Origin of the sequence: Paraburkholderia sp. J10-1, from assembly GCF_905220165.1 — a bacterium.
GTDB lineage: Bacteria > Pseudomonadota > Gammaproteobacteria > Burkholderiales > Burkholderiaceae > Paraburkholderia.
Genome location: NZ_CAJMYW010000005.1, coordinates 68,160 through 90,635, shown reverse-complemented (window position 1 = coordinate 90,635; position 22,476 = coordinate 68,160). Strand labels below are relative to the sequence as shown.

The window sequence follows — 22,476 nt, the reverse complement described above, 5'->3', positions numbered from 1 at the left end:
GGGCGCAATCGGTCAGGCGGCCTTGTCGTACTGATAGACACCGCGGCCGGTCTTGCGGCCGAGCTGGCCCGCCGCGACCATCTCGCGCAGCAGCGGGCACGCGCGATACTTCGAGTCGCCGAAGTCCTTCAGGAACACGTCCATCACCGAGAGGCACACGTCGAGGCCGATCAGGTCCGCCAGCGCGAGCGGGCCGATCGGGTGACTGGCGCCGAGCTTCATGCCGGCATCGATTTCCTCGGCGCTCGCAGTGCCTTCCGCTAGCACGAAGAACGCCTCGTTGATCATCGGCACCAGAATGCGGTTCACGACGAAGCCGGGCGCGTTCTTCACGGCGATCGGCGTCTTGTCGAGACACTGCGCCATTTCGCGCACAGACTCGGCCACCTCCGCGCGCGTTTGCAGGCCGCTGATCACCTCGACGAGCGGCATCATCGGCACCGGGTTGAAGAAGTGCATGCCGATGAAGCGCGACGGATCGGCGAGCGTGCTCGCGAGCGCCGTGATCGAGATCGACGAGGTGTTCGACGCGATGATCGCGTCGGGGCGGGCTGCGGCCTCGATCTGCTTGAGAATGCGCGTTTTCAGCTCGGCGTTCTCGGTCGCCGCCTCGATCACGAGATCGACGCCCGCGAGACGCTGGTAGTCGGTGGTCGTTTCGATTCGGGCGAGCGCGGCGTCGCGCACGCCCGCATCGAGCTTGCCCTTCGAGACGAGCCGCTCCAGGCTGTGCGTGAGCGTCGCGACGCCCTTGGCGAGCGCCGCGTCGGTCACGTCGATCATCACCGCCTTGAGCCCCGCCACCGCCACCGCCTGGGCGATGCCGTTGCCCATCGTGCCTGCGCCCACGATCCCTACCGTTTCGATTGCCATGCCTCGTCCTCACTCCTTGTCTGCGACCCCGGCGAGTCGCTATGGGAAATGCCGGTCATGCGGCGCTACGCGTGGTGCACCGCACCAATACCCACAGTGTAACGGGTAGTGGGAATTGGCCGGAACTCGCGTGACGGGGGGCCCCCAGCCGAATGCCTGCGCAGCGGCGCGAAAAGACGCTGGCCGTCAGACACCGCCGAGACGGCCGTAGTCGATTGGCGTGCGCGTATAGAAGAGTTCGACGCCACCCGCTTCCAGTGTGACGAGGAGCGCGTCGATGGAGGGCTCGTCGGCGACGATCAGCACCACAGCGGGCTCGTCGGCCAGATCGAAGAAGTGAGCGGCATGCATCTTTCCGTGGGCGTCGAGGCCCTCGTAGCCTTCCAGCACGGTCACGCCGAAGACACCCTGCGCACGCGCGGCGTCAATGATCCAGGAGACCGCGGACTTGTGGCCCTTCTTGTGTTTGCGGCTCGTGTAGAGCGTCAGTTGACTGCCTGCGGGCATGGGGCCCTCCATGCGCTCGGAAGTACGTCGAATGGTCGGATGAGCGCCGCGCGACGGGCGGCATGCAAAAAAATTCTAGCACGCGTCCTTTCGGGTGCCGGCGCGCCGACGGTTATGGTCTGACTCCGAACTGCAACGACGTCGACGTCGCGCGCTCGGGCGTTTGCCGTACAGGCGAGAGAAAGAGAAAGCCCACGCCCGCCGCGATGAAGGGCTTAAAGCTCGGCTGTACCCAAATTGAGGACAGACGGCGCGCGCGCCCCTCGCATAATCCGCGTGAATTGTGATCCGCGGCAAACAACAACGCCATAAGCCTTGCCACGCTCACGTCCCGGTGCTTAGGAGGAGACACATGAGCCCAATCCCGCAAGGGCATGCTTCGCGCGTGCCGCACACGTCCGCGCAAACGCAGTCAAACTGCGCAGCCGCCACCGAACAGGTCACCCGCAAGGTCTCGCGCCATTTGCTCGGTTTCCTGTTCCTGCTGTTCGTCGTGTCGTTTCTCGACCGCATCAACATCGGCTTCGCAGGCCTGACGATGATGAAAGACCTCGGCCTGACGAGCACGCAGTTCGGCTTCGCCACCACCCTCTTCTACGTCGCCTATATCGCATGCGGCATTCCGGGCAATCTCATGCTCGCGCGCATCGGCGCGCGCCGCTGGATCAGCTTCATCATGATTGCGTGGGGCCTCGCCTCCACCGCGACGATGTTCGCCACCAACGCCACCACGCTCTACTGGCTGCGTATGCTGGTTGGCGTGACCGAGGCAGGCTTCTTGCCCGGCATGCTGCTCTATTTGACCTGCTGGTTCCCGAGCGCGTGGCGCGCGCGGGCGAATGCCCTCTTCATGATCGCCATGCCCGTGACGGCTGCACTCGGCTCTGCAGTCTCGGGCTATATCCTCAAGCTCGACGGCCATGCAGGACTGGCCGGCTGGCAATGGCTCTTCGTGCTCGAAGGCATGCCGGCTGCACTGCTCGGCTGCGTGGCGTTCTTCTACCTGGACGACACGCCACGCGCCGCGCGCTGGCTCAGCGCGGAGGAAAAACGCACGCTCGAAGCCGCGCTCGCCGAGCCGGCCGACGACGCGCTCGCTTCGACCACGGCGCACGCAGCGAACGAACGCAGCCTTTGGCAGCAACTGCGCTCGCCGGTGGTTCTGCGCTTCGCGGCGGCGTACTTCTGCCTCGTCAACACACTCGCCATGGTCGCCGTGTGGGCGCCGCTGATCGTGAAGGGTTTCAGCGCAGGGGCGAGCAACGTCACCGTGGGCCTCGTCGCGACGATTCCGCAGCTCGTCACGATCGTCGCGATGATCGCGTGGGGCCGCCGCTCGGACCGGCGCCAGGAACGCAAATGGCACCTTGCCGCGCCGATGCTGCTCTCGGGGATTGGCTGCGTGTTGACGGCGCAAGGCGGCGCACCGCTCGTGCAGCTGCTCGGCGTGTGCCTCGCATCGGCGGGGTCGTACACGGCGATGTCGATCTTCTGGACCACGCCCGATCAGGCGTTCACGCCGCAAGCGCGCGCGGTGGGCATCGCGGTGATCAATGCGATCGGCAATATCAGTTCGGCGGCCAATCCGCTCGTCGTGGGCTGGCTCAAGGATGCGACGCACAGCTATGCGGCGGGGCTCATCTATTCCGCGGTGCTGCTCGTGCTGGGAGCGATGATTGTGGCAACGTTGCCGATTGGGCGCAGCGGTCGTGAGAAGGAAGTCAAAGCCGCGCCGCGTGCGGTGGCTTGAGCAAGCTGGCAGGTGTGAAAAACGCGCGACGGCAGTCGCCGCGCGATTTCGTGGATCCTGCGCGCAAGGCAGTGTGCCGCGCGGCGCGCACAGCGCACGCAACGCACTATGCGCTGTCTTGCTAGCGCTCCGCGCCTGCTCCGCTGCGACGCGCGGTGAAGCCCGGCAAGCGCTTCACGAAGCCAGTCGCGAGCGCCGTGCCCACGAGAATCGCCGCGCACGCTTCGACCATGCCCATCGACACGCGCTCGCCGAGAAAGAGCGCGCCCCACAGAATGCCGAAGATAGGGATCACGAACGTCACCGTGATTGCGCGCGCCGGGCCCACGGCTGCGATCAGCCTGAAGAACAACAGATAGGCGACACCCGTACACGCTACGCCCAGGCCGAGCACCGCGCCCCACGCATGCAGTGAGACGGGCGCTGCGGGCCAGGTGACCAAAGCGATAGGCGCGAGCACGAGAGTCGCGCCCGTCATCGTCCCGGCAGCGACCGTGAGCGGATCGGCGCCCGTGAGATGACGCTTCGTGTAGCTCGCAGCCACGCCGTACAGCGCCGCTGCGACCAGCGCAGCAAGGGCGGCGAGTACGGCGCTCGTGGAGGACGCGCCGTCGCCGGCGTGCGTCACGACCTGATCCCAGACGAGCGCGAGCACACCCGCGAATCCGATTGCCAGCCCGACCACACGCAACCCGCTCAGACGATCCTTGAGCCAGACATACGCAACGACTGCGCCCCACAGCGGCGTGGTCGCGTTGATCACAGACGTAACGCCCGCGGAGAGCGTGAGCTCGGCCCACGCGAAGAGGCAGAACGGTGCGGCCGAATTGAGGATGCCGACGACGAAGAGCGGCCATGCGCGTTCGCGCAGCGTGCCGAGCGCTTCGCGTGCAGGGCGCCGCGAGAACAGCACGAGCAGAAGGAACAACGCGCCGATGCCAACGCGCAGCGCCATGAGCGGCGCGACGCCGAAATCGGTCACGCCGACACGGATGAACAGAAACGACCCGCCCCATAGGGCGGCGAGGATGACCAGCTGCACGAGTTCGATCGGGTTCATGTGAAGTGACGCTGTATGGGGTTGCGCGCGGGCGCGCGATGCGACGTATCACGGGCGCGAAGTACGCGTATCGTAAGGCGAGCGGCACGCGCCGTATAACGAAGGATTCTCACCGATATGTGAGAAAAATTGACAGCCGGATCTTGCGGTGTCATCGCGCCACCTGTTTTGCAGCGCGCCAAAAGACAAAGCCCGCGTAATCTTTCGATTACGCGGGCTCTATTTTCTGGTCGGGGCGAGAGGATTTGAACCTCCGACCACCTGCACCCCATGCAGGTACGCTACCAGGCTGCGCTACGCCCCGAGAGCTAGAAAGTATAACAGAGAGTTTCTCTAATTAGAACCGCTTCGCACGTAATTCGTGAACGACTCACATGCATGCGTTCTGAGAGGTGTATCAACGCCCGAGCGCATCGAGCACGTGCAGCAATTCCTTGCGCAACTGGTCGACGTCCACGAGCGCTGTCGTGCCTTCAGAAGCTTGCGCCCCCACCGCTTCCGACTGCCCCGCTTCATCGGCCGCCGCCCCATGCGAATCGAGCCGATTGCGCGCGCCGTTGATCGTGAAGCCCTGCTCGTAAAGCAGTTCGCGTATGCGACGGATCAGCAATACCTCGTGATGCTGGTAATAGCGGCGATTGCCGCGCCGCTTCACCGGCTTCAACTGCGTGAACTCCTGCTCCCAATACCGAAGTACGTGTGGCTTCACGCCGCACAGCTCGCTCACCTCGCCAATGGTGAAGTAGCGCTTGGCGGGTATGGGAGGCAAGACGACCTTTTCGCTTGTCGATGTCATCGCCGGTTTGCCGTCGTGGTGGTTGCGCAATGAGGCGTCGCCGCCTGGGTCCTTGAAGTCCGCTCTTTCTACTTATTCGTTCACGCCCGCCATATTGCCACCGCCGCGGGCAGACAAGCTCAACGCATCAACGCGGGAAGCTTGCCTCGGCGCCGCTCTCCACGAGCGCCTTGAGCTTCTGGCTCGCATGGAACGTCACCACGCGACGCGCCGCGATGGGGATCGCCTCACCCGTTTTCGGATTACGGCCGGGGCGTTGCGGCTTGTCGCGCAACTGGAAATTGCCGAAGCCGGACAGCTTCACGCTGTCGCCGCTTTCCAGCGCGTCGCGAATCACTTCGAAGAAGGCTTCGACCATGTCTTTCGCTTCGCGCTTGTTGAGCCCAACATTGTCGAACAGCAGCTCTGCGAGTTCGGCTTTGGTCAGCGTGGGCGTGTCGTTCGTGGCGCTTGCCGACGAGGCAGGAATGTCGCGAATCATGGCGCTACGCTGTGCCGCAAGAAGGGCTTCGAAATCACTCGAGTTCATTTCGTTCATCTATCTATGAAATGGCGCGCTTCCGGTTGCGAAGTTGATCTGCAACCTCGCAAACCAGAAAGCGATGTCGGTACGTGATGAGCCGAGGAGCTTATCCGCGCAACCGGGCGCCATACACTCGAGCCAGGCGATCCACCAGGGACTTGATGGCCGCATCGACCGTTTCGTCCTGAAGGGTTCCGCCAGTATCTTGCAGGGTCACCCGGAAGGCAAGGCTTTTCTCGTCCGCGCCAAGTCCGGAAGTATTTGATTTTGCACGAAATTCATCGAAAAGCGCAACCCTCTGCACAATCCGGCAAGCCTCGTCTTGCATGCCTTTCTGGAACTCGTCGAGCAGTGCTTGCACCTCGATCTTTTGATCGACAACAAGAGCGATGTCGCGACGGACCGGCGGGAATTTCGAGACTTCGGTAGGCGTGGGCAGCTCGCGCGCCATCAGTGCGTCGGCCTCGACCTCGAAGAGCATCGGTGCGTGCGGCAGGTCGTACTTCTGCATCCAGCGCGGATGCAGCTCGCCAATCCAACCCACCGACTTGCCATCGACTTCGATGCGCGCGCTACGTCCCGGATGCAGCGCCGGGTGCTCGGCCTTCACGAAACGCGGCGTCTTGGCCGCGCCAAGCGATGCGAACAGCGCTTCGAGATCGCCCTTCACGTCGAAAAAGTCGACGCCGCGCGTCTGCGCACCCCACTGCTCTTCGAGCGCGGGACCGTAGGCGAGTGCGCCAATCATCTTCGGTTGTGCGAAACCTTCCACCGCCATCTCGCCGGCCTTGATCGATGGATCGTTCAGGAACACGCGGCCTGCTTCGAACACGCGCACGCGGTCGGCGCGGCGGTTCAGATTATGGCGCAGCACGTTGATGAGGCTGCCGAACAGCGTCGTGCGCATGACCGAGAGCTGGCTCGCGATCGGGTTCAGCAGCTTCACGGGATCCGCGTTGCCCGCGAAGTCCTGCTCCCACTCGGCGTCGACGAAGCTGAAGTTGATCGTTTCAGCGTAATCGCGCGCGGCAAGCGCGTGACGAATGGCGTGAATCGAGCGGCGCGTTTCGTTGGTCGCGCGCATTTCGCTGCGCGCCACCGGCGGCAGCGCGGGAATCTTTTCGACGCCGTAGATACGCGCGACTTCTTCGATCAAGTCTTCTTCGATCTCGATGTCGAAACGGTACGGCGGCGGCGTCACGCTGAAGCGCTCGTCGCCCGCATTGTCGACGCTGCGCGTGAACGTGAGACCAAGGCGCGTGAAGATTTGCGCGATCTCGTCGGCACTGATCTTCACGCCGATGATGCGGTTCGCACGCGCGACGCGCATCGTCACCGGCTCGCGCTTGGGCACGTTCACGGTTTGATCGTCGATCGGGCCGGCTGCGCCGCCGCAGATGTCGAGGATCAGTTGCGTGATGCGCTCGATGTGCTCGACCGTCGTCGACCAGTCCACGCCGCGCTCGAAACGATGGCCTGCATCGGTCGAGAAGTTGTAGCGGCGCGAGCGGCCACGAATGCTGTCCGGCCACCAGAATGCGGCTTCGAGATAGATGTTCGTGGTGTCGAGCGTGACGGCCGTGCTGTCGCCGCCCATGATGCCTGCAAGGCTTTCGATCTCACGGTTGTCGGCGATCACGCCGACCGTTTCATCGACTTCGACCGTATTGCCGTTGAGCAGCTTGAGCGTTTCGCCCTTCTTGCCCCAGCGCACGTCCATCGAACCGTGGATCTTGTCGAGATCGAACACGTGCGAAGGACGGCCCAGTTCGAGCATCACATAGTTCGAGATGTCGACGAGCGCCGAGATGCTGCGCTGGCCCGAGCGCTCGAGACGCTCGACCATCCACAGCGGCGTTTTCGCGTGCGCGTTCACGCCGCGGATCACGCGGCCCGAGAAGCGGCCGCACAGGTCCGGCGCCGAAATCTTCACAGGCAGCTTTTCGTCGAGCTTCACTTCGACCTTCGGATACACGGGCGCCTGCAACGGCGCGCCGGTGATCGCAGCCGTTTCGCGCGCGATGCCGTACACCGAAAGGCAATCGGCCTTGTTCGGCGTGAGCTTGATTTCGAAGATGGTGTCGTCGAGGTTCAGCGCTTCGCGGATGTCCTGGCCGATCGGCGTGTCTTCCGGCAGGATCATCAGGCCGCTGTGGTCTTCCGAGAGCTTCAGTTCGCGCGCCGAGCACAGCATGCCCTGGCTTTCCACGCCACGCAGCTTCGAGAGCTTGATCGCGAAAGGCTTGCCGCCCTCTTCCGCGGGCGGCAGTTCGGCGCCCACGAGCGCCACGGGCACCTTGATGCCCGGCGCGACATTGGGCGCGCCGCACACGATCTGCAGCGTCGCGCCGGTGCCGGCATCGACCTGCGTGACGTTGAGCTTGTCCGCGTCCGGGTGCTTCACGACTTCGAGCACGCGGCCCACGACGATCTTCGTGGTGGGAGGCGCGGCCGGGCTCAGGCCTTCGACTTCGAGGCCGGCCATCGTGAGCGCGTGGGCCAGTTCATCGGTCGTGAGTTTCGGATCGACAAAGCTTCTCAGCCAGGATTCGGGGAATAGCATTTGGTTTTACGTTCCAGACAGATTGTGACCGTCGCGAAGCGGGTTCTCGCGCACCTTCATTCAGTGCTGCGTCCGCCTCGCGCTCTGCAAGCGAGTGCGTCGCTCCGTTCAGGCGAACTGACGCAAGAAGCGCAGATCGCCTTCGAAGAACAGGCGCAAATCCTGCACGCCATAACGCAGCATCGTCAGGCGTTCGAGGCCGCTGCCGAACGCAAAGCCGATGTAGCGCTCCGGGTCGAGGCCCATGTTGCGGATCACGCTCGGATGCACCTGGCCCGAACCCGAGATCTCGAGCCACTTGCCGGCGTTCTTGCCTTGCTCGAACATCATGTCGATTTCGGCCGAGGGCTCCGTGAACGGGAAGTACGACGGACGGAAGCGCACCTTGATGTCGTCACGTTCGAAGAACTTCTTGAGGAAGTCGGTGTAGACACCCTTCAGGTCGGCGAAGCTGATGTTCTCTTCGATCCACAGGCCTTCGACCTGGTTGAACATCGGCGAGTGCGTGGCGTCGCTGTCCACGCGATACGTGCGGCCCGGCACGATCACCTTGATAGGCGGCGTGTGCGTGCGCGCGTAGCGCACCTGCATCGGACTCGTGTGCGTGCGCAACAAAAGCTGACGGCCATCCGCGTCCTTGCCGTCCACGTAGAACGTGTCCTGCATCGAGCGCGCCGGATGGTTTTCCGGGCTGTTGAGCGAGGTAAAGTTGTACCAGTCAGTTTCGATCTCGGGACCGTCGGCCACGTCGAAGCCGATCGAGCCGAAGATGCGCTCGACGCGTTCCCACGTCTGCATCACGGGGTGCAGGCTGCCCGTACCCGTGCCGCGGCCCGGCAGCGTGACGTCGATCGCCTCGGCGGCGAGACGCTGGTTCAGGAGCGCGTCGGCGAGCGCCTGGCGGCGCGCGTTGAGTGCGGCTTCCACCTGCTGCTTGACGGCGTTGATGCGCGCGCCTTCGGTCTTGCGCGTTTCCGGGTCGAGCTTGCCGAGACCCTTGAGCAGTTCGGTCAGCGCGCCGGACTTGCCGAGAAAGCGGGCCTTTTCGTTTTCAAGCGTGTTGACGTCGGGGGCGGAAGCGAACGCGCCTTGCGCGTCGGCAACAATCTGGTCCAGATCCATTGATCCCATCTTTTCAGCGTCAGAGTTTGAGACTTAGCGCAGCGATGCGCCATCACGACCCGCGATGATCGAGCGTGGCAATGACGGCGCGAAGGCACTGCATGAAGCGGCGCAAGAAGCGTAATTACCAACAAAAACGGGGCTCGGTGAGGAGCCCCGTTTTTGTTGCAGCATCACCGAAACAACCGGACGCTGCTGCAACGAACCTGCGCAATACCTGCTATCAGGCAGCGACGGCGGCCTTCACCTGCTTGACGATCGCAGCAAATGCAGCCTTGTCGAACACAGCCATGTCAGCCAGAACCTTACGGTCGAGTTCGATCGAAGCCTTCTTCAGGCCGTTGATGAACACGCTGTAGGTCATGTCGTGCTGACGCACCGCCGCGTTGATACGCGTGATCCACAGTGCGCGGAACACACGCTTCTTGTTGCGGCGATCGCGGTAGGCGTATTGGCCAGCGCGCATGACCGCCTGCTTGGCGATGCGGTAGACGTTATTGCGACGGCCGCGGTAACCCTTGGCCAGGTTGATGATCTTCTTGTGGCGGGCCCGTGCGGTAACCCCACGTTTGACTCGAGGCATGTTTCGCTCCTATGAGTTATCGGTTGAGGATTACGCGAACGGCAGCATTGCGCGCACGGAGTTCAGATCGGAATCATGAACGGCCGTTGCACCACGCAGATGACGCTTGTTCTTGGTGGTCTTCTTCGTCAGGATGTGACGCTTGAAGGCTTGACCGCGCTTGACGGTACCGCCCGGACGAACCACGAAGCGCTTTGCAGCGCTCTTCTTGGTCTTCATCTTCGGCATGACAGACTACTCCATTATTTGATGGACATGGGTGTGCGGTTGGCGCGGTGTTCACACACCTTGCCGGGACTTCCGCCCTTCGAAACCCACTCCACTTGTTTTGGCGACTGGCTGGCTTTTTGAAAAACAAGCTCGCCGCCGCTTTCAGGAAAAACGCCCGTTTGCCGCACTTCACGTGCAGCGCGCGGGCGCCGTTCCGGAACCTGCTTGCCGCCTTCGACGCAATAGCGTCGAAGACGTCATTGAAAACTGCTTTCGGCCGCCGCGCATCGAACACCCGCGCGGCGCGCCAATTACTTCTTCTTCTTCGGCGAGAGCACCATGATCATCTGGCGCCCTTCCATCTTCGGCATTTGCTCGACCTGACCGACTTCATCGAGGTCGGTGCGCAGGCGCTCGAGCATACGCATACCGATTTCCTGGTGAGCCATTTCGCGGCCCCGGAAACGCAACGTGATCTTCGTCTTGTCGCCATCTTCGAGGAAGCGGACGAGATTACGCAGCTTGACGTTGTAATCGCCGTCATCGGTACCCGGGCGGAATTTGACTTCCTTGACCTGGATGACCTTCTGCTTGAGCTTGGCCTCGTGCTGCTTCTTCGATTCCTGGTACTTGAACTTGCCGTAGTCCATCAAGCGGCATACGGGAGGCACCGCCTGAGGAGCAATTTCAACCAGATCGACGTCCTGCTGTTCCGACATGCGGAACGCATCGGCCAGCTTTACGATGCCGAGCGGCTCATTCTCGATTCCGACGAGACGCACCTCGGGTGCAGTGATTTCACCGTTGATGCGATGCGACTTATCCGTAGCGATGTTACGTTTCCTCTAAAAATTAAAAAAACGAGCCGCGCTGCCGCAGTGGCTTACCTGAACGTCTTGACGTCTTCCGCAAGACGCGCTGTAAAGGCATCGACAGGCATGACACCCAGATCGACGCCGCCACGGGCACGCACGGCTACCGTTTGTGCTTCACGCTCCTTGTCGCCGACGACAAGCAGGTACGGGACCTTCTCAAGCGTGTGCTCGCGTATTTTATAGCTAATTTTCTCGTTGCGCAAATCGCCTACCACTCTAAGCCCTTGTTTTTGCAACGATTGGACCAGATTGGCGGCATATTCGGCCTGACTTTCCGCGATATTCATCACAACGGCCTGCACCGGAGCGAGCCACGGCGGCATCGCGCCGGCATGGTGCTCGATCAGAATGCCGAGGAAACGCTCCATCGAACCAAGAATGGCACGGTGCAGCATGATCGGGCGGCGACGGCTGTTGTCTTCGGCCACGTACTCGGCGCCGAGGCGCTCCGGCAGCACCATGTCGAGCTGCAGCGTGCCGCACTGCCACGAGCGGCCGAGCGCGTCCTTGATGTGGTACTCGACCTTCGGACCGTAGAACGCGCCCTCGCCCGGCAGCTCTTCCCACTGCAGGCCGCAGGCCGTGAGCGCCTCGCGCAGGCCCTGCTCGGCGCGATCCCACGTCTCATCCGTCCCCGCGCGCGAATCCGGGCGCAGCGACAACTTGATGTCGATGTGATCGAACCCGAAATCCTTGTAGATGCTCATCGCCAGCGTGTTGAAGGCGATCGACTCGCTGATGATCTGGTCTTCCGTACAGAAGATGTGCGCATCGTCCTGGACGAAGCCGCGCACGCGCATCAGGCCGTGCAGCGCGCCCGACGCCTCGTTGCGGTGACACGAGCCGAACTCCGCGTAACGCAGGGGCAGATCGCGATACGAGCGCAGGCCGTGATTGAACACCTGGACGTGGCCCGGGCAGTTCATCGGCTTGATCGCGTAATCGCGCTTTTCCGACTCCGTCGTGAACATGTTTTCACGATAGTTCTGCCAGTGACCCGACGCTTCCCAGAGCGAACGGTCCATGATCATCGGGGTCTTGATCTCGTCGTAGCCAGCCACGCGCAGGCGGCCGCGCATGTACTGCTCGACCTGCTGCCACAGCGTCCAGCCCTTCGGGTGCCAGAACACCATGCCCGGCGACTCGTCCTGCATGTGGAACAGGTCGAGCTGCTTGCCGAGCTTGCGGTGATCGCGCTTCTCGGCTTCTTCGAGCATATGGAGGTACTGGTCCTGGTCTTCCTTCTTCGTCCAGGCCGTGCCGTAGATGCGCTGCAGCTGCTCGTTCTTCGAGTCGCCGCGCCAGTACGCGCCTGCGACCTTCATGAGCTTGAAGACCTTGAGCTTGCCCGTGGACGGCACGTGCGGGCCGCGGCACAGGTCCGTGAAGCCGCCGTGCGAGTACAGCTTGATCTCTTCCGCACCCGGAATCGACTCGATGATCTCGGCCTTGTACTTCTCGCCAATGCTCTTGAAGTAGTCCACGGCTTCGCCGCGCGTGACAACGCGGCGCGACACCGGCTCGTCCTTCTTCGAGAGCTCCTGCATGCGCTTTTCGATCTTCTCGAGATCTTCGGGCGTGAAGGGACGGTTGTACGCGAAGTCGTAGTAGAAACCGTTGTCGATGACCGGCCCGATCGTGACCTGCGCTTCCGGATACAGCTCCTTCACCGCGTAGGCGAGCAAGTGCGCCGTGGAGTGACGAATGATGTCGAGGCCGTCGGCATCCTTGTCCGTGACGATGGCGAGCGATGCGTCGCGATCGATCAGCGTCGACGTATCGACCAGTTCGCCGTCGAGCTTGCCGCCGAGCGCCGCCTTGGCGAGGCCGGGGCCAATCGAAGCCGCCACTTCGGCGACCGTGACGGGATGATCGTACTGTCGAACCGAACCGTCGGGCAGACGTATCGCAACCATGTTTTTCTCCAGAAGTGCCGCGAAGGCACATCGTATTGTTCGTGGGAACAGACCGCGGAAAACTTCGCAGCGAAAAAAAATGCGGCCCCGCTTTCGAGGGGCCGCATTCACTTTTCAAACCAGACTGCAGAGGCGAAAGAGGTCCTCGACTAGCGTCGCTCCGAAGTAGTTTCGGTAAACGTTCGCGGTGTCATAACCGTAGTCGCCTTGAGCGCAGAGCGCTTTTTACTGCATGTGAAGCCTCGGCAAAACCACCGCCGCGACCTCGATTTCGTTGGTAGGCTCGATTGGACTCGAACCAACGACCCCCACCATGTCAAGGTGGTGCTCTAACCAGCTGAGCTACGAGCCTGAAGAAGAAAGATTATATGAAGTACCCGCAGACTTGGCAAGCTTTTTTTGCAGCGCGCCAATTCTGCCCGCCTCAGCCCTTGCGCGACGCCCGCTGCACCCCGCCCACCTCGCCCAGCAGCACGCAGGCGCGCTGGATCTGCGCGGAATTCGACACTTCCACCGTGAACTGCATGTACGCCGCATTGCGGCGCGACTGCGTCTTCACGCCGATCACATTCATCTTCTCGCGCGCGAACACTTCGGAGATGTCGCGCAGCAAACCCTGGCGGTCAGTGGCCTCGATCGAAATATCGACCGGGTAGACCGACTGGCCGCGCCCGCCCATCACGTCGGCGGACCAGGTGGTATGCAGCACGCGCTCGGGCGCACGGTCAGCCATGCGCAGGAACGTCGGGCAATCGCTGCGATGGATCGACATGCCCTTGCCGCGCGTGACGAAACCGCTGATCGCGTCGGGCGGCGCGGGCCGGCAACAGCGCGCGAGCTGGGTCAGCAGCGCATCCACGCCGACCACCAGCACGCCCGACGACCCGCCATGCGCGACGTTCGCGCCGCTCGCGCGCTTGGTGAGCTGTTCGGGCGTTTCCTCCTCGGGCTCGGCCGCGGGCGCGTCGTGCAATGCGTGCTCGACATTGCGCAGGCTGAACTCTTCCTTGCCGACCACGCTGAAGAGGTCGTCGGGCGACTTGAAGCCGAGCTTGGCCGCGAGCTGATCGAGATTGACCGACGTGCGGCCCTCGCGCTGCAGCGTCTTTTCCACCATCGCGCGGCCGTTGGCGATGTTTTCCTGCGCTTCGATCGCGTTGAACCACGCGCGCACCTTCTGGCGCGCACGCGGGCTATGCAGATAGCCGAGCTGCGGATTGAGCCAGTCGCGCGACGGCCCGCCCTCCTTCACCGAAACGATCTCGACCGTCTGGCCGTTGCGAAGCTGGGTGTTGAGCGGCACCATCGCGCCGTCCACGCGCGCGCCACGGCAGCGATGGCCCAGTTCGCTGTGCAGGTGATACGCGAAGTCGAGCGGCGTCGCGCCTTGCGGCAGCGCGATCACGCGCGCCTGGGGCGTGAGAACATAGATGTGGTCGTCGTCGAGCGTGGCCTGGCGCAACTGCTCCCACGGCTGGCGAGCGTCCGAGACATCGTCCTTCCAGGCAAGCAACTGGCGCAGCCACGCGATCTTCTCGTCGTAGCTGCTGCTTGCGCTGAACTGGCCGCCGTAGCCCTTCGCACCGGCCTCCTTGTAGCGCCAGTGCGCGGCCACGCCGTACTCGGCGAACTGATGCATCTCCTGCGTGCGGATCTGCACCTCGAACGCGCGGCCGTCGTCGCCGATCACGACGGTGTGCAGCGAGCGATATCCGTTGGGCTTGGGCCGCGAGATGTAGTCGTCGAACTCCTTCGGCACCGGCTGCCAGAGGTTGTGCACGATGCCGAGCACCGTGTAGCAATCCTTGATGTCGGGCACGATCACGCGGAACGCGCGCACATCGTAAAGCTCGGAGAAGTCGATCTCCTTGCCGCGCATCTTCTTCCAGATGCTGTAGATGTGCTTGGGCCGTCCGCTCACCTCGGCGGGGATATGCGCGGCGGCAAGCTCACTCTGCAGCCGCGCGATCGCCTCGGCCACGTAGCTCTCGCGTTCCACGCGCTTTTCGTCGAGCAGCTTCGCGATGCGCTTGTAGGTAGTGGGCTCCTGAAAGCGGAACGCGAGATCTTCGAGTTCCCACTTGAGTTGCCAGATGCCCAGCCGGTTGGCGAGCGGCGCGTAGATTTCGAGCGACTCGTGCGCGATCTCGGGCGCGGGCGTGATCTTGGCCGCCGCATAAAAGCGCAGCGACTGCAGGCGCGACGCGAGCCGGATCAGCACGACGCGGATGTCCTGCGCGAACGCGAGCAGCATCTTGCGCAACGACTCGACCTGCGCGCGCCGCGCCGCCTGGGCGTCGCGCCCTTCGCGGCCGGCTTCGGGCACGGCCTGCTGCGCCGCCCGCAGGCTCACGCTGCCAAGCCGCAACAGCTTGCGCACGTCGAACACCAGCTTGGCGACTTCCGCGCCGAAGCGCGCTTCGAGCGTGGCTTCCGGATCGTCGAGATGCGGCGCGAGATTGAAGAGCGCCGCGGCGAGCACGGCAGGCGGATCGACGTTGAGCCGGCTCATGATGGACGCCGTGCCCTGCGCGTGCTCGATGAGCGGCTCGCCGGTGGAAAGACGTGCGTCGCCGGCGTGCTCGCGCACGAACGCAAGCGCGTCGTCGAGCGACGGCAGCGCGCCGGTATCGGCGGAAACCGCGGGGGCGGGAGGAACGGTGTCGCTACTCATGAGGCGATGCCCGCCGGCATGCCGGACGGGCGACAACGAAAAGGATCAAACACACTCGGTGAAACTACGCCGACTGAACGACTTGCACTCAATCGCGCTGCGCAGCCACCACGACGATCTCGACGAGGCATTCCGGATTCGCGAGCTTCGCTTCGACCGTCGCGCGCGGCGGCGTCGCGCCTTGCGCAACCCACTTGTCCCACTCGGCGTTCATGCCGGGGAAATCCTTCATGTCGGCGATATAGATCTGCACCGAGAGAAGCAGCGACTTGTCGCTGTTCGCCTCGCCCAGCAGGCGGTCGATGTGGCCGAGCACTTCGCGCATCTGGCCGGCGATGTCCTCTTTCGTGTCCTCGGCGATCTGGCCAGCCAGGTAGACGGTGCCATTGTGGATGGCGGTTTCCGAAAGACGCGGGCCAACGTGGTGACGAATGACTGCCATGAAAATTCCTGTTGAGAAGTGAAAAACGATCGACTTCCGGGCCGGCGCGAGCCAGCGCGCATGCAAGCGCACCGGAATATGCCGGCGAATCTCATATTATGACGCGCGAAGGCCCTCGCCGTCGAAAAAACGGCGCGCGATCGCGATCTGGTCGGGCGCGAGGAACGCGGGCGCATGCCCGACGCCCTCGATTTCGACGCTCGATACGTTGCGCCCGGTCTCGACCATCTTCGTGACCGTTTCGCGCGAAAGCAGGTCCGAAAGCGCTCCGCGCACGACAAGCACGGGCCCCTCGAACGCGGCGAGCGAGCGCCACAGAAACTTCTCGCCCTCTTCGTTCTGCTCCGGCGTGGTCGACTTGAAGGGTTCGGCAATGCGCGGGTCGTAGCGGTAGCGCCACTGGCCGTCCACTTCGTGCAGCAACGGCGTATTGATCTCGCGCCACTCCCCGGCGCTGAGCGGGCCGAACGAAGCCGCGAGAAGCGCCGCGTTGTCGATGCCTTCCTGAAGCGTAGCGAAAGACCCGCCTTGCCCGACGTACTCGCCGATGCGAGCAAGCGACGCGGGTTCGATATGCGGCCCGATGTCGTTGAGCAGCATGCGGCCAATGGGCGAGCCCGGCAGCCCCGCGAGCGCCATGCCGATCAGGCCGCCCATCGAGGTGCCAAACCAGTCGACTTTCTCCACGCCGGTGCGCGCGATCAACGTAACCATGTCCGCGAGGTACTGCGCGACGCCGTAGCCGCGCGGGTCGAGCAGCCACGATGAGAGACCGCGCCCGGCCACGTCGGGGCAGACAACACGGTATTCGTCGGCCATGGCAGCGGCAAAGCGGTCGAAGTCGCGTCCCGAGCGCGTGAGTCCGTGCACGCATACGAGCACGCGCGGATTGGCGGGGTCGCCCCACTCGGTGTACGCGATGCGGTGCAGGCCCGCGGGACTCAGGCACTGCACATATTGCTGGCGCGGCACGGCGGTCGATTCGGTCATCGCGGGATCCTCGCTCGAAGGCGCATCAAGACTTTCGGCCGATTGTAAACGGCTTTGCCGCGCGGCATCGGTGGCAAAGCCGCACGCAACCCGCACCGAAAAGCACGGCCAAAACGAAACGGGCGAGACCGAAGTCTCGCCCGCCGCCAATCGTGCTTACGCTACGACTTTCAGCTCACAGCGCTCACATCGAGCGGCGCGCCAGTCTTGGCCTTGATCTCGTCCACCGTCACGCCCGGCGCCAGCTCGGTCACCTTCAGACCGGCATCGCTCACTTCCATCACGCCGAGATCGGTGATGATGAGGTCGACCACGCCCACGCCCGTCAGCGGCAGCGTGCAGGCGTCGAGAATCTTGTGCTGGTCGCCCTTTGCCACGTGCTCCATCAGCACGACCACACGGCCAACGCCCGCCACGAGGTCCATCGCGCCGCCCATGCCCTTGATCATCTTGCCGGGGATCATCCAGTTGGCCAGGTCGCCCTTCTCGCTCACCTGCATGGCGCCGAGGATCGCCAGGTTGATGTGGCCGCCGCGAATCATCGCGAACGAGTCCGCCGACGAGAAAATCGACGAACCCGGCAGCGTCGTCACGGTCTGCTTGCCGGCGTTGATCATGTCGGCGTCCACTTCCTCTTCGGTCGGGAACGGGCCGATGCCGAGCAAGCCGTTTTCCGACTGCAGCCACACTTCCATGCCCGCGGGCACGTGGTTGGCCACGAGCGTCGGCAGGCCGATGCCGAGGTTCACGTAGAAGCCGTCCTGCAGTTCCTTCGCCGCGCGCGCGGCCATTTCGTCACGATTCCATGCCATGGTCGGTCTCCTTGCTCAGTTGCTCGCGGCGTTGCCGGCTGCGGCGCGCACGGTGCGTTGTTCGATGCGCTTTTCCGGGTGCGCGTTGAGCACGATGCGCTGCACGAAGATGCCCGGCGTATGGATGGCGTCCGGATCGAGCGCGCCGTTCTCGACGATCTCCTCCACTTCCGCCACGGTGATCTTGCCGGCCATCGCGCACATCGGGTTGAAGTTGCGCGCCGTGCGGCGGAAGACCAGGTTGCCCGACTTGTCGGCCTTCCACGCCTTCACGAGCGCGACATCGGCCGTGAGCGAATGCTCGAGCACGTAGTGCTTGTCGCCGAACTGGCGCGTTTCCTTGCCCTCGGCGATCAGCGTGCCGAAGCCGGTATTCGTGAAGAACGCCGGAATGCCGGCGCCGCCCGCGCGCAGCTTTTCAGCCAGCGTGCCTTGCGGCGTGAATTCGAGTTCGAGTTCGCCCGACAGATACTGGCGCTCGAATTCCTTGTTCTCGCCCACGTAGGACGAGATCATTTTCTTGATCTGGCGCGTCTCCAGCAGCAAGCCGAGGCCGAAGCCGTCCACACCCGCGTTGTTGCTGATGCAGGTGATGCCCTTCACGCCCGTATCGCGCAGTGCGCCGATCAGCGCTTCCGGAATGCCGCAGAGGCCAAAGCCGCCAACCGCGAATGTCTGCCCGTCCTTGACGATGCCTTCGAGCGCGGCAGCCGCGCTTTTATAGACCTTGTTCATCAGTGTGTCCCTTCCTCGAATGGAAATCCGCCAATCCGGTTTGTCGCGCGGACGTCGAGCGCGTCCGGATGCTCAATTCTAGTCATGCCCCGGTGGCGTTGCCGTGAAGCCGGCAGCCCGGCCGGGCGGCTCGCACGGGCTCTAACGAGCTGCGCGAGCCTTGAAATCTGCCCCTCCGATGGGTGCAAAGCGTACGCTGGCCCCCTGTTGCGGCACAATACGCAAAACTACATAAAGCAATACCCGCACCGTCCGCCATGGCCGCTCCAATCCAACCCGCCGAACGCTCCGCTCTCGACTACCAGACCGCGTTCCATCTCGCGCCCATCGGCCTCGTGCTTGCGCGCGAGCGCACCATCGTCGATTGCAACGACCAGGTCGCCGCGATCTTCGGCTGCGCACGCGAGGCCCTGATCGGCCAGTCGTTCCAGGTGCTCTACCCTTCTGCGGACGAGTTCGAGCGCATTGGCGCACGCATCCCGCCGATCATGACGGCGCAAGGCAGCTACGCCGACGACCGCATCATGAAGCGCGCCAACGGTGAGCTCTTCTGGTGTCACGTTACGGGGCGCTCGCTCGACCGCGCCGAGCCGCACGCGGCGGGCGTCTGGACGTTTGAAGACCTTAGCGCGACGCGACGCGTGGCCATCGAGCTCACGCCGCGCGAGCGCGAAATCGCCGCGCAGCTCGTGACCGGCAAGACCAGCAAGCAGATCGGGCGGATTCTCGATATCAGCCCGCGCACCGTGGATGTGTATCGTGCGCGCCTCATGCGCAAGTACGACACCGGCAACGCCACCGAGCTGCTGCAGCGGTTGCTCGGCCAGTAAAGGCGCGCGCCTGCGACGTAAGGCTCAGCCTACCCGGTCGGACTTGACGAGGCCCGCATGCTCGATGGTCGAGCGCAGCATGTCGGGAATCGGCACCGACTTGCCCGCCGCGTAATCGATCCACACGCAGCGCGCGTTTCCGCGTGCGTAGAGCGTGTCGGGCTCGTCGGCGCGGCGCAGCTCGAAACCGGTGTCGAAGCTGCTGCGGCCAGGCTGGCCGACCGTCATCGTGCAGACGATGTCGCCAGGGTAATGCAACTGCTTGAGGAATTCCATCGAAGCATTGACGATCACGGGCCCCTGGCCGTCGCCGCTCTCCGCGGCCACGCCCAGATGCTCGAACCAGGAAATCCGCACCTGCTCCATGTAGCGGAAGTAGACCGTGTTGTTCACATGGCCGAACGCGTCCATGTCGCCCCAACGGATCGGCATGGTCATCTCAAAAACGGGGTGGTAGTCACTCATTGCACTTCAACTTCTTGCTGTTGCGAAAAAACGGAATGCCGGCCGGCGGCCGGACTCGCCTGCACTCAGGTGAGCCCGAAGCCGTCGTCGGCGGTAATGATCGAACCGTTGATGAACGACGACTCGTCGGCGGCGAGCAGCAGCAGCAGGCCATCCAGGTCTTCGGGCATGCCGACGCGGTGGCGCGGCAGCATCGCGACGAGCTTTTGCCCCTGCTCCGTCGACCAGTGGTGATGGTTGATCTCCGTGTCGATGTAGCCCGGGCAGATCGCGTTCACGTTGATGCCGTGACGCCCCCATTCGAGCGCCATCGCCTTCGTCATATGGACGACCGCGGCCTTGCTGATCGCGTACAGGCCGATTTGCGGCAGCGCGCGCAGACCCGCCACCGAAGCAATATTGATGATGCGGTATGCCGGTTTCGGGCCGCCGCTGCCGCGCATGATCATGCGCTTGGCGACCTCCTGGGCCACGAAAAAGGCGCCGCGCGTGTTGGTGTCGAATACGTATTCGAAGTCGGCGGGCGTGACGTCGGCGAGCTTTTGCGTCGTGGACACGCCCGAGTTGTTGACGAGGATGTCGATGGTCCCCGCCTCGGTTTCCGCATGCGCGACTGCCGAGCGAATGCTCTGGTAGTCGGTCACGTCGAGCGACACGACGTGGGCGGCGCCCCCGCTCGCCTCGATTTCGGCGCGCAGTTCCTTGAGCCGCTCCACGCGGCGGCTTGCCAGCACGACCTTTGCGCCCGCCTGCGAGAGCACCTGGGCGAAGCGCTTGCCGAGCCCGCTGGAGGCCCCCGTGATCATCGCGACCTTGCCTTCCAGATTGATCGAACGGCCCATTTCCGGTTCCTGTTCAGAGGTGAATAAGCGCCAGAACGCGGCCTGACCGGCACACCAAATCTGACGCCATAGAATAGAACGGTCGTGCTAATGTTAGCCTGTTGGGTTGCGGCACGGGGAACGTTACCCGACAATACGAACCCGAAAAAAGCATTCTAATGGCAAGAGGAGCATTGATGACCCCCGCAAGTCTTTTAGAGCAATACGGTCCACGCGAGTCGATGGAATACGACGTCGTGATCGTCGGCGGTGGCCCCGCCGGGCTGTCCGCTGCGATCCGCCTGAAGCAGCTGGCCGCGGAAAAAGGCGCTGAAATCGGCGTTTGCGTGCTGGAAAAGGGCTCGGAAATCGGGGCGCATATCCTCTCGGGCGCGGTCATGGATCCGCGTGCCCTGAACGAGCTGATGCCGGACTGGAAAGAGCAAGGCGCACCGCTGAACGTGCCCGTGACTGAGGACAAGTTCCTTTTTCTTTCCGAAACGGGGGCTAAATCTGTGCCGAACTGGGCGCTGCCCGACAACTTCAAGAACCACGGCAATTACGTCATCAGCCTTGCCAACGTCACGCGCTGGCTGGGCCAGCAGGCCGAGGCGCTGGGCGTGGAAATCTTCCCCGGTTTTCCGGCTGCGGAAGTGCTCTACAACGACGATGGCTCGGTGAAGGGCGTCGCCACCGGCAACATGGGCGTCGGCAAGGACGGCGAGCCCACCGAGAACTTCCAGCTCGGCATGGAGCTGCACGCCAAGTACACGCTGTTCTGCGAAGGCTGCCGCGGACACCTGGGCCGTCAGCTGAACGAGAAGTTCAAGCTGGGCAAGGATTCGGACCCGCAGGTCTACGGTATCGGCATCAAGGAACTGTGGGAAATCGATCCGGCGAAGCACCAGCCGGGTCTCGTGATCCACACGGCGGGCTGGCCGCTCGAATCCGATACGTACGGCGGCTCGTTCCTGTACCACATCGACAACAACCAGGTGATGGTGGGCTTCGTTGTCGGTCTCGCATACCAGAACCCGTACCTTTCGCCGTTTGAAGAGTTCCAGCGTTACAAGACGCATCCGGAAATCCGCAAGTACCTCGAAGGCGGCAAGCGCGTGTCGTACGGCGCACGCGCGATCACCGCAGGCGGCCTGATGTCGCTGCCCAAGCTCGTGTTCCCGGGCGGCGCGCTCGTGGGCGACGACGCGGGCTTCCTGAACGCCTCGCGCATCAAGGGCAGCCACGCGGCGATCAAAACCGGCATGCTGGCTGCCGATGCCGCGTTCGAAGCCGTGCAGGCTGGCCGCCAGAGCGACGAACTCGCGGCCTACCCCGAAGCGTTCAAGCAGTCGTGGCTCTACACGGAGCTGTACAAGGCGCGCAACTTCAAGCAGTGGATGAGCAAGGGTCTGTACCTCGGCACGCTGATGGTCGGCATCGAGCAGAAGCTGCTGGGCGGCAACGTGCCGTGGACGCTGCATCACCAGCACCGCGATCACGAGATGCTCAAGCCCGCTTCGCAATGTAAGCCAATTGAGTATCCGAAACCTGACGGCAAGCTCACATTCGACCGGCTCTCCTCGGTGTTCATCTCGAACACGAACCACGAAGAGAATCAGCCCGCGCACCTGACGCTCAAGGACGCAAGCGTGCCCGTGAACGTGAACCTGCGCACCTACGCGGGCCCGGAAGCGCGCTTCTGCCCTGCTGCGGTGTACGAGTTCATGAAGAACGACGACGGCAGCGACCGTCTGCAGATCAACGCGCAGAACTGCGTGCACTGCAAAACGTGCGACATCAAGGACCCGACGCAGAACATCGTGTGGGTCACGCCGGAAGGCGGCGGCGGTCCGAACTATCCGAACATGTAAGTTCGGCAAGCGAAAAAAAGCCGCTTCAGGTGTCAGCCTGAAGCGGCTTTTTTGTTGC

Annotated in this window: 21 protein-coding genes and 2 tRNA genes; 3 read left to right on the top strand and 20 right to left on the bottom strand. The window is 63.4% G+C overall.

Going from position 1 to position 22,476, the window contains the following annotated elements; genetic code table 11:
- Positions 1 to 12: 12 nt before the first annotated feature.
- Positions 13 to 873: a 3-hydroxybutyryl-CoA dehydrogenase gene (locus U5A65_RS17860; RefSeq protein ID WP_321946903.1), complete on the bottom strand. Its 861-nt coding sequence runs from the start codon at positions 871 to 873 to the stop codon at positions 13 to 15.
- A gap of 186 nt (positions 874 to 1,059) precedes the next feature.
- Positions 1,060 to 1,380: a DUF190 domain-containing protein gene (locus U5A65_RS17855; protein ID WP_321909081.1), complete on the bottom strand. Its 321-nt coding sequence runs from the start codon at positions 1,378 to 1,380 to the stop codon at positions 1,060 to 1,062.
- A 352-nt stretch (positions 1,381 to 1,732) separates the two neighbouring features.
- On the opposite strand from U5A65_RS17855, the gene U5A65_RS17850 reads away from it, so the two are divergent.
- Positions 1,733 to 3,130, top strand: a complete 1,398-nt coding sequence (locus U5A65_RS17850; RefSeq protein WP_321946902.1) for an MFS transporter — start codon at positions 1,733 to 1,735, stop codon at positions 3,128 to 3,130.
- A 121-nt stretch (positions 3,131 to 3,251) separates the two neighbouring features.
- Here the strand turns inward: U5A65_RS17850 and U5A65_RS17845 are convergent, their stop codons facing one another.
- From U5A65_RS17845 to U5A65_RS17770, 16 genes are all read right to left on the bottom strand, one after another.
- On the bottom strand, positions 3,252 to 4,190 hold the full coding sequence (locus U5A65_RS17845) for a DMT family transporter (protein ID WP_321909085.1): 939 nt from the start codon (positions 4,188 to 4,190) through the stop codon (positions 3,252 to 3,254).
- Between the two features lie 227 nt (positions 4,191 to 4,417).
- Positions 4,418 to 4,494, bottom strand: a tRNA-Pro gene (locus U5A65_RS17840).
- Positions 4,495 to 4,587: 93 nt separating this feature from the next.
- Entirely contained in the window at positions 4,588 to 4,986 is a 399-nt protein-coding gene (locus U5A65_RS17835; protein WP_321909087.1) for a MerR family transcriptional regulator, read from the bottom strand.
- A 127-nt stretch (positions 4,987 to 5,113) separates the two neighbouring features.
- Positions 5,114 to 5,524: an integration host factor subunit alpha gene (locus U5A65_RS17830; protein ID WP_028204248.1), complete on the bottom strand. Its 411-nt coding sequence runs from the start codon at positions 5,522 to 5,524 to the stop codon at positions 5,114 to 5,116.
- 91 nt (positions 5,525 to 5,615) lie between these two features.
- A complete protein-coding gene (gene pheT / locus U5A65_RS17825; RefSeq protein ID WP_321946901.1) occupies positions 5,616 to 8,072 on the bottom strand; it encodes a phenylalanine--tRNA ligase subunit beta in 2,457 nt (818 codons plus the stop codon).
- A 108-nt stretch (positions 8,073 to 8,180) separates the two neighbouring features.
- Entirely contained in the window at positions 8,181 to 9,194 is a 1,014-nt protein-coding gene (pheS, locus tag U5A65_RS17820) for a phenylalanine--tRNA ligase subunit alpha (RefSeq protein ID WP_321909089.1), read from the bottom strand.
- Positions 9,195 to 9,417: 223 nt separating this feature from the next.
- Positions 9,418 to 9,777 carry a 50S ribosomal protein L20 gene (gene rplT / locus U5A65_RS17815; protein ID WP_004192938.1) on the bottom strand — a complete coding sequence of 120 codons (360 nt, stop codon included), beginning with the start codon at positions 9,775 to 9,777 and terminating at the stop codon, positions 9,418 to 9,420.
- A gap of 30 nt (positions 9,778 to 9,807) precedes the next feature.
- Positions 9,808 to 10,005 (bottom strand): 50S ribosomal protein L35, encoded by a 198-nt coding sequence (gene rpmI / locus U5A65_RS17810; protein ID WP_004191477.1) that lies wholly within the window; start codon positions 10,003 to 10,005, stop codon positions 9,808 to 9,810.
- A 293-nt stretch (positions 10,006 to 10,298) separates the two neighbouring features.
- Complete coding sequence (infC, locus tag U5A65_RS17805; RefSeq protein WP_158759059.1) at positions 10,299 to 10,820, bottom strand: translation initiation factor IF-3; 522 nt, start codon at positions 10,818 to 10,820, stop codon at positions 10,299 to 10,301.
- Positions 10,821 to 10,870: 50 nt separating this feature from the next.
- On the bottom strand, positions 10,871 to 12,778 hold the full coding sequence (thrS, locus tag U5A65_RS17800; RefSeq protein ID WP_321934955.1) for a threonine--tRNA ligase: 1,908 nt from the start codon (positions 12,776 to 12,778) through the stop codon (positions 10,871 to 10,873).
- Positions 12,779 to 13,053: 275 nt separating this feature from the next.
- Positions 13,054 to 13,130 (bottom strand) — tRNA-Val (locus tag U5A65_RS17795).
- A 72-nt stretch (positions 13,131 to 13,202) separates the two neighbouring features.
- A complete protein-coding gene (locus U5A65_RS17790; protein ID WP_321946900.1) occupies positions 13,203 to 15,452 on the bottom strand; it encodes a bifunctional (p)ppGpp synthetase/guanosine-3',5'-bis(diphosphate) 3'-pyrophosphohydrolase in 2,250 nt (749 codons plus the stop codon).
- An 88-nt stretch (positions 15,453 to 15,540) separates the two neighbouring features.
- Complete coding sequence (locus U5A65_RS17785) at positions 15,541 to 15,894, bottom strand: RidA family protein (RefSeq protein ID WP_158757491.1); 354 nt, start codon at positions 15,892 to 15,894, stop codon at positions 15,541 to 15,543.
- Positions 15,895 to 15,990: 96 nt separating this feature from the next.
- Entirely contained in the window at positions 15,991 to 16,884 is an 894-nt protein-coding gene (locus U5A65_RS17780) for an alpha/beta hydrolase (protein ID WP_321909095.1), read from the bottom strand.
- A gap of 170 nt (positions 16,885 to 17,054) precedes the next feature.
- A complete protein-coding gene (locus tag U5A65_RS17775; RefSeq protein WP_321909097.1) occupies positions 17,055 to 17,696 on the bottom strand; it encodes a CoA transferase subunit B in 642 nt (213 codons plus the stop codon).
- Between the two features lie 15 nt (positions 17,697 to 17,711).
- Complete coding sequence (locus U5A65_RS17770; protein WP_321909099.1) at positions 17,712 to 18,431, bottom strand: CoA transferase subunit A; 720 nt, start codon at positions 18,429 to 18,431, stop codon at positions 17,712 to 17,714.
- Positions 18,432 to 18,688: 257 nt separating this feature from the next.
- On the opposite strand from U5A65_RS17770, the gene U5A65_RS17765 reads away from it, so the two are divergent.
- Positions 18,689 to 19,261, top strand: a complete 573-nt coding sequence (locus U5A65_RS17765; RefSeq protein ID WP_321909100.1) for a LuxR C-terminal-related transcriptional regulator — start codon at positions 18,689 to 18,691, stop codon at positions 19,259 to 19,261.
- Positions 19,262 to 19,285: 24 nt separating this feature from the next.
- Here U5A65_RS17765 and U5A65_RS17760 read toward each other — a convergent pair whose 3' ends face one another.
- Positions 19,286 to 19,726, bottom strand: coding sequence for an acyl-CoA thioesterase (locus U5A65_RS17760; protein ID WP_321909102.1), 441 nt, complete (start codon positions 19,724 to 19,726; stop codon positions 19,286 to 19,288).
- 65 nt (positions 19,727 to 19,791) lie between these two features.
- The gene (locus U5A65_RS17755; protein WP_321909103.1) at positions 19,792 to 20,568 is read right to left on the bottom strand and encodes an SDR family oxidoreductase; all 777 of its coding nucleotides are present in this window, start codon (positions 20,566 to 20,568) and stop codon (positions 19,792 to 19,794) included.
- Positions 20,569 to 20,744: 176 nt separating this feature from the next.
- Here U5A65_RS17755 and U5A65_RS17750 point away from each other — a divergent pair, with 176 nt between their 5' ends.
- Positions 20,745 to 22,418 carry an electron transfer flavoprotein-ubiquinone oxidoreductase gene (locus tag U5A65_RS17750; RefSeq protein ID WP_321946899.1) on the top strand — a complete coding sequence of 558 codons (1,674 nt, stop codon included), beginning with the start codon at positions 20,745 to 20,747 and terminating at the stop codon, positions 22,416 to 22,418.
- Positions 22,419 to 22,476: the final 58 nt, after the last annotated feature.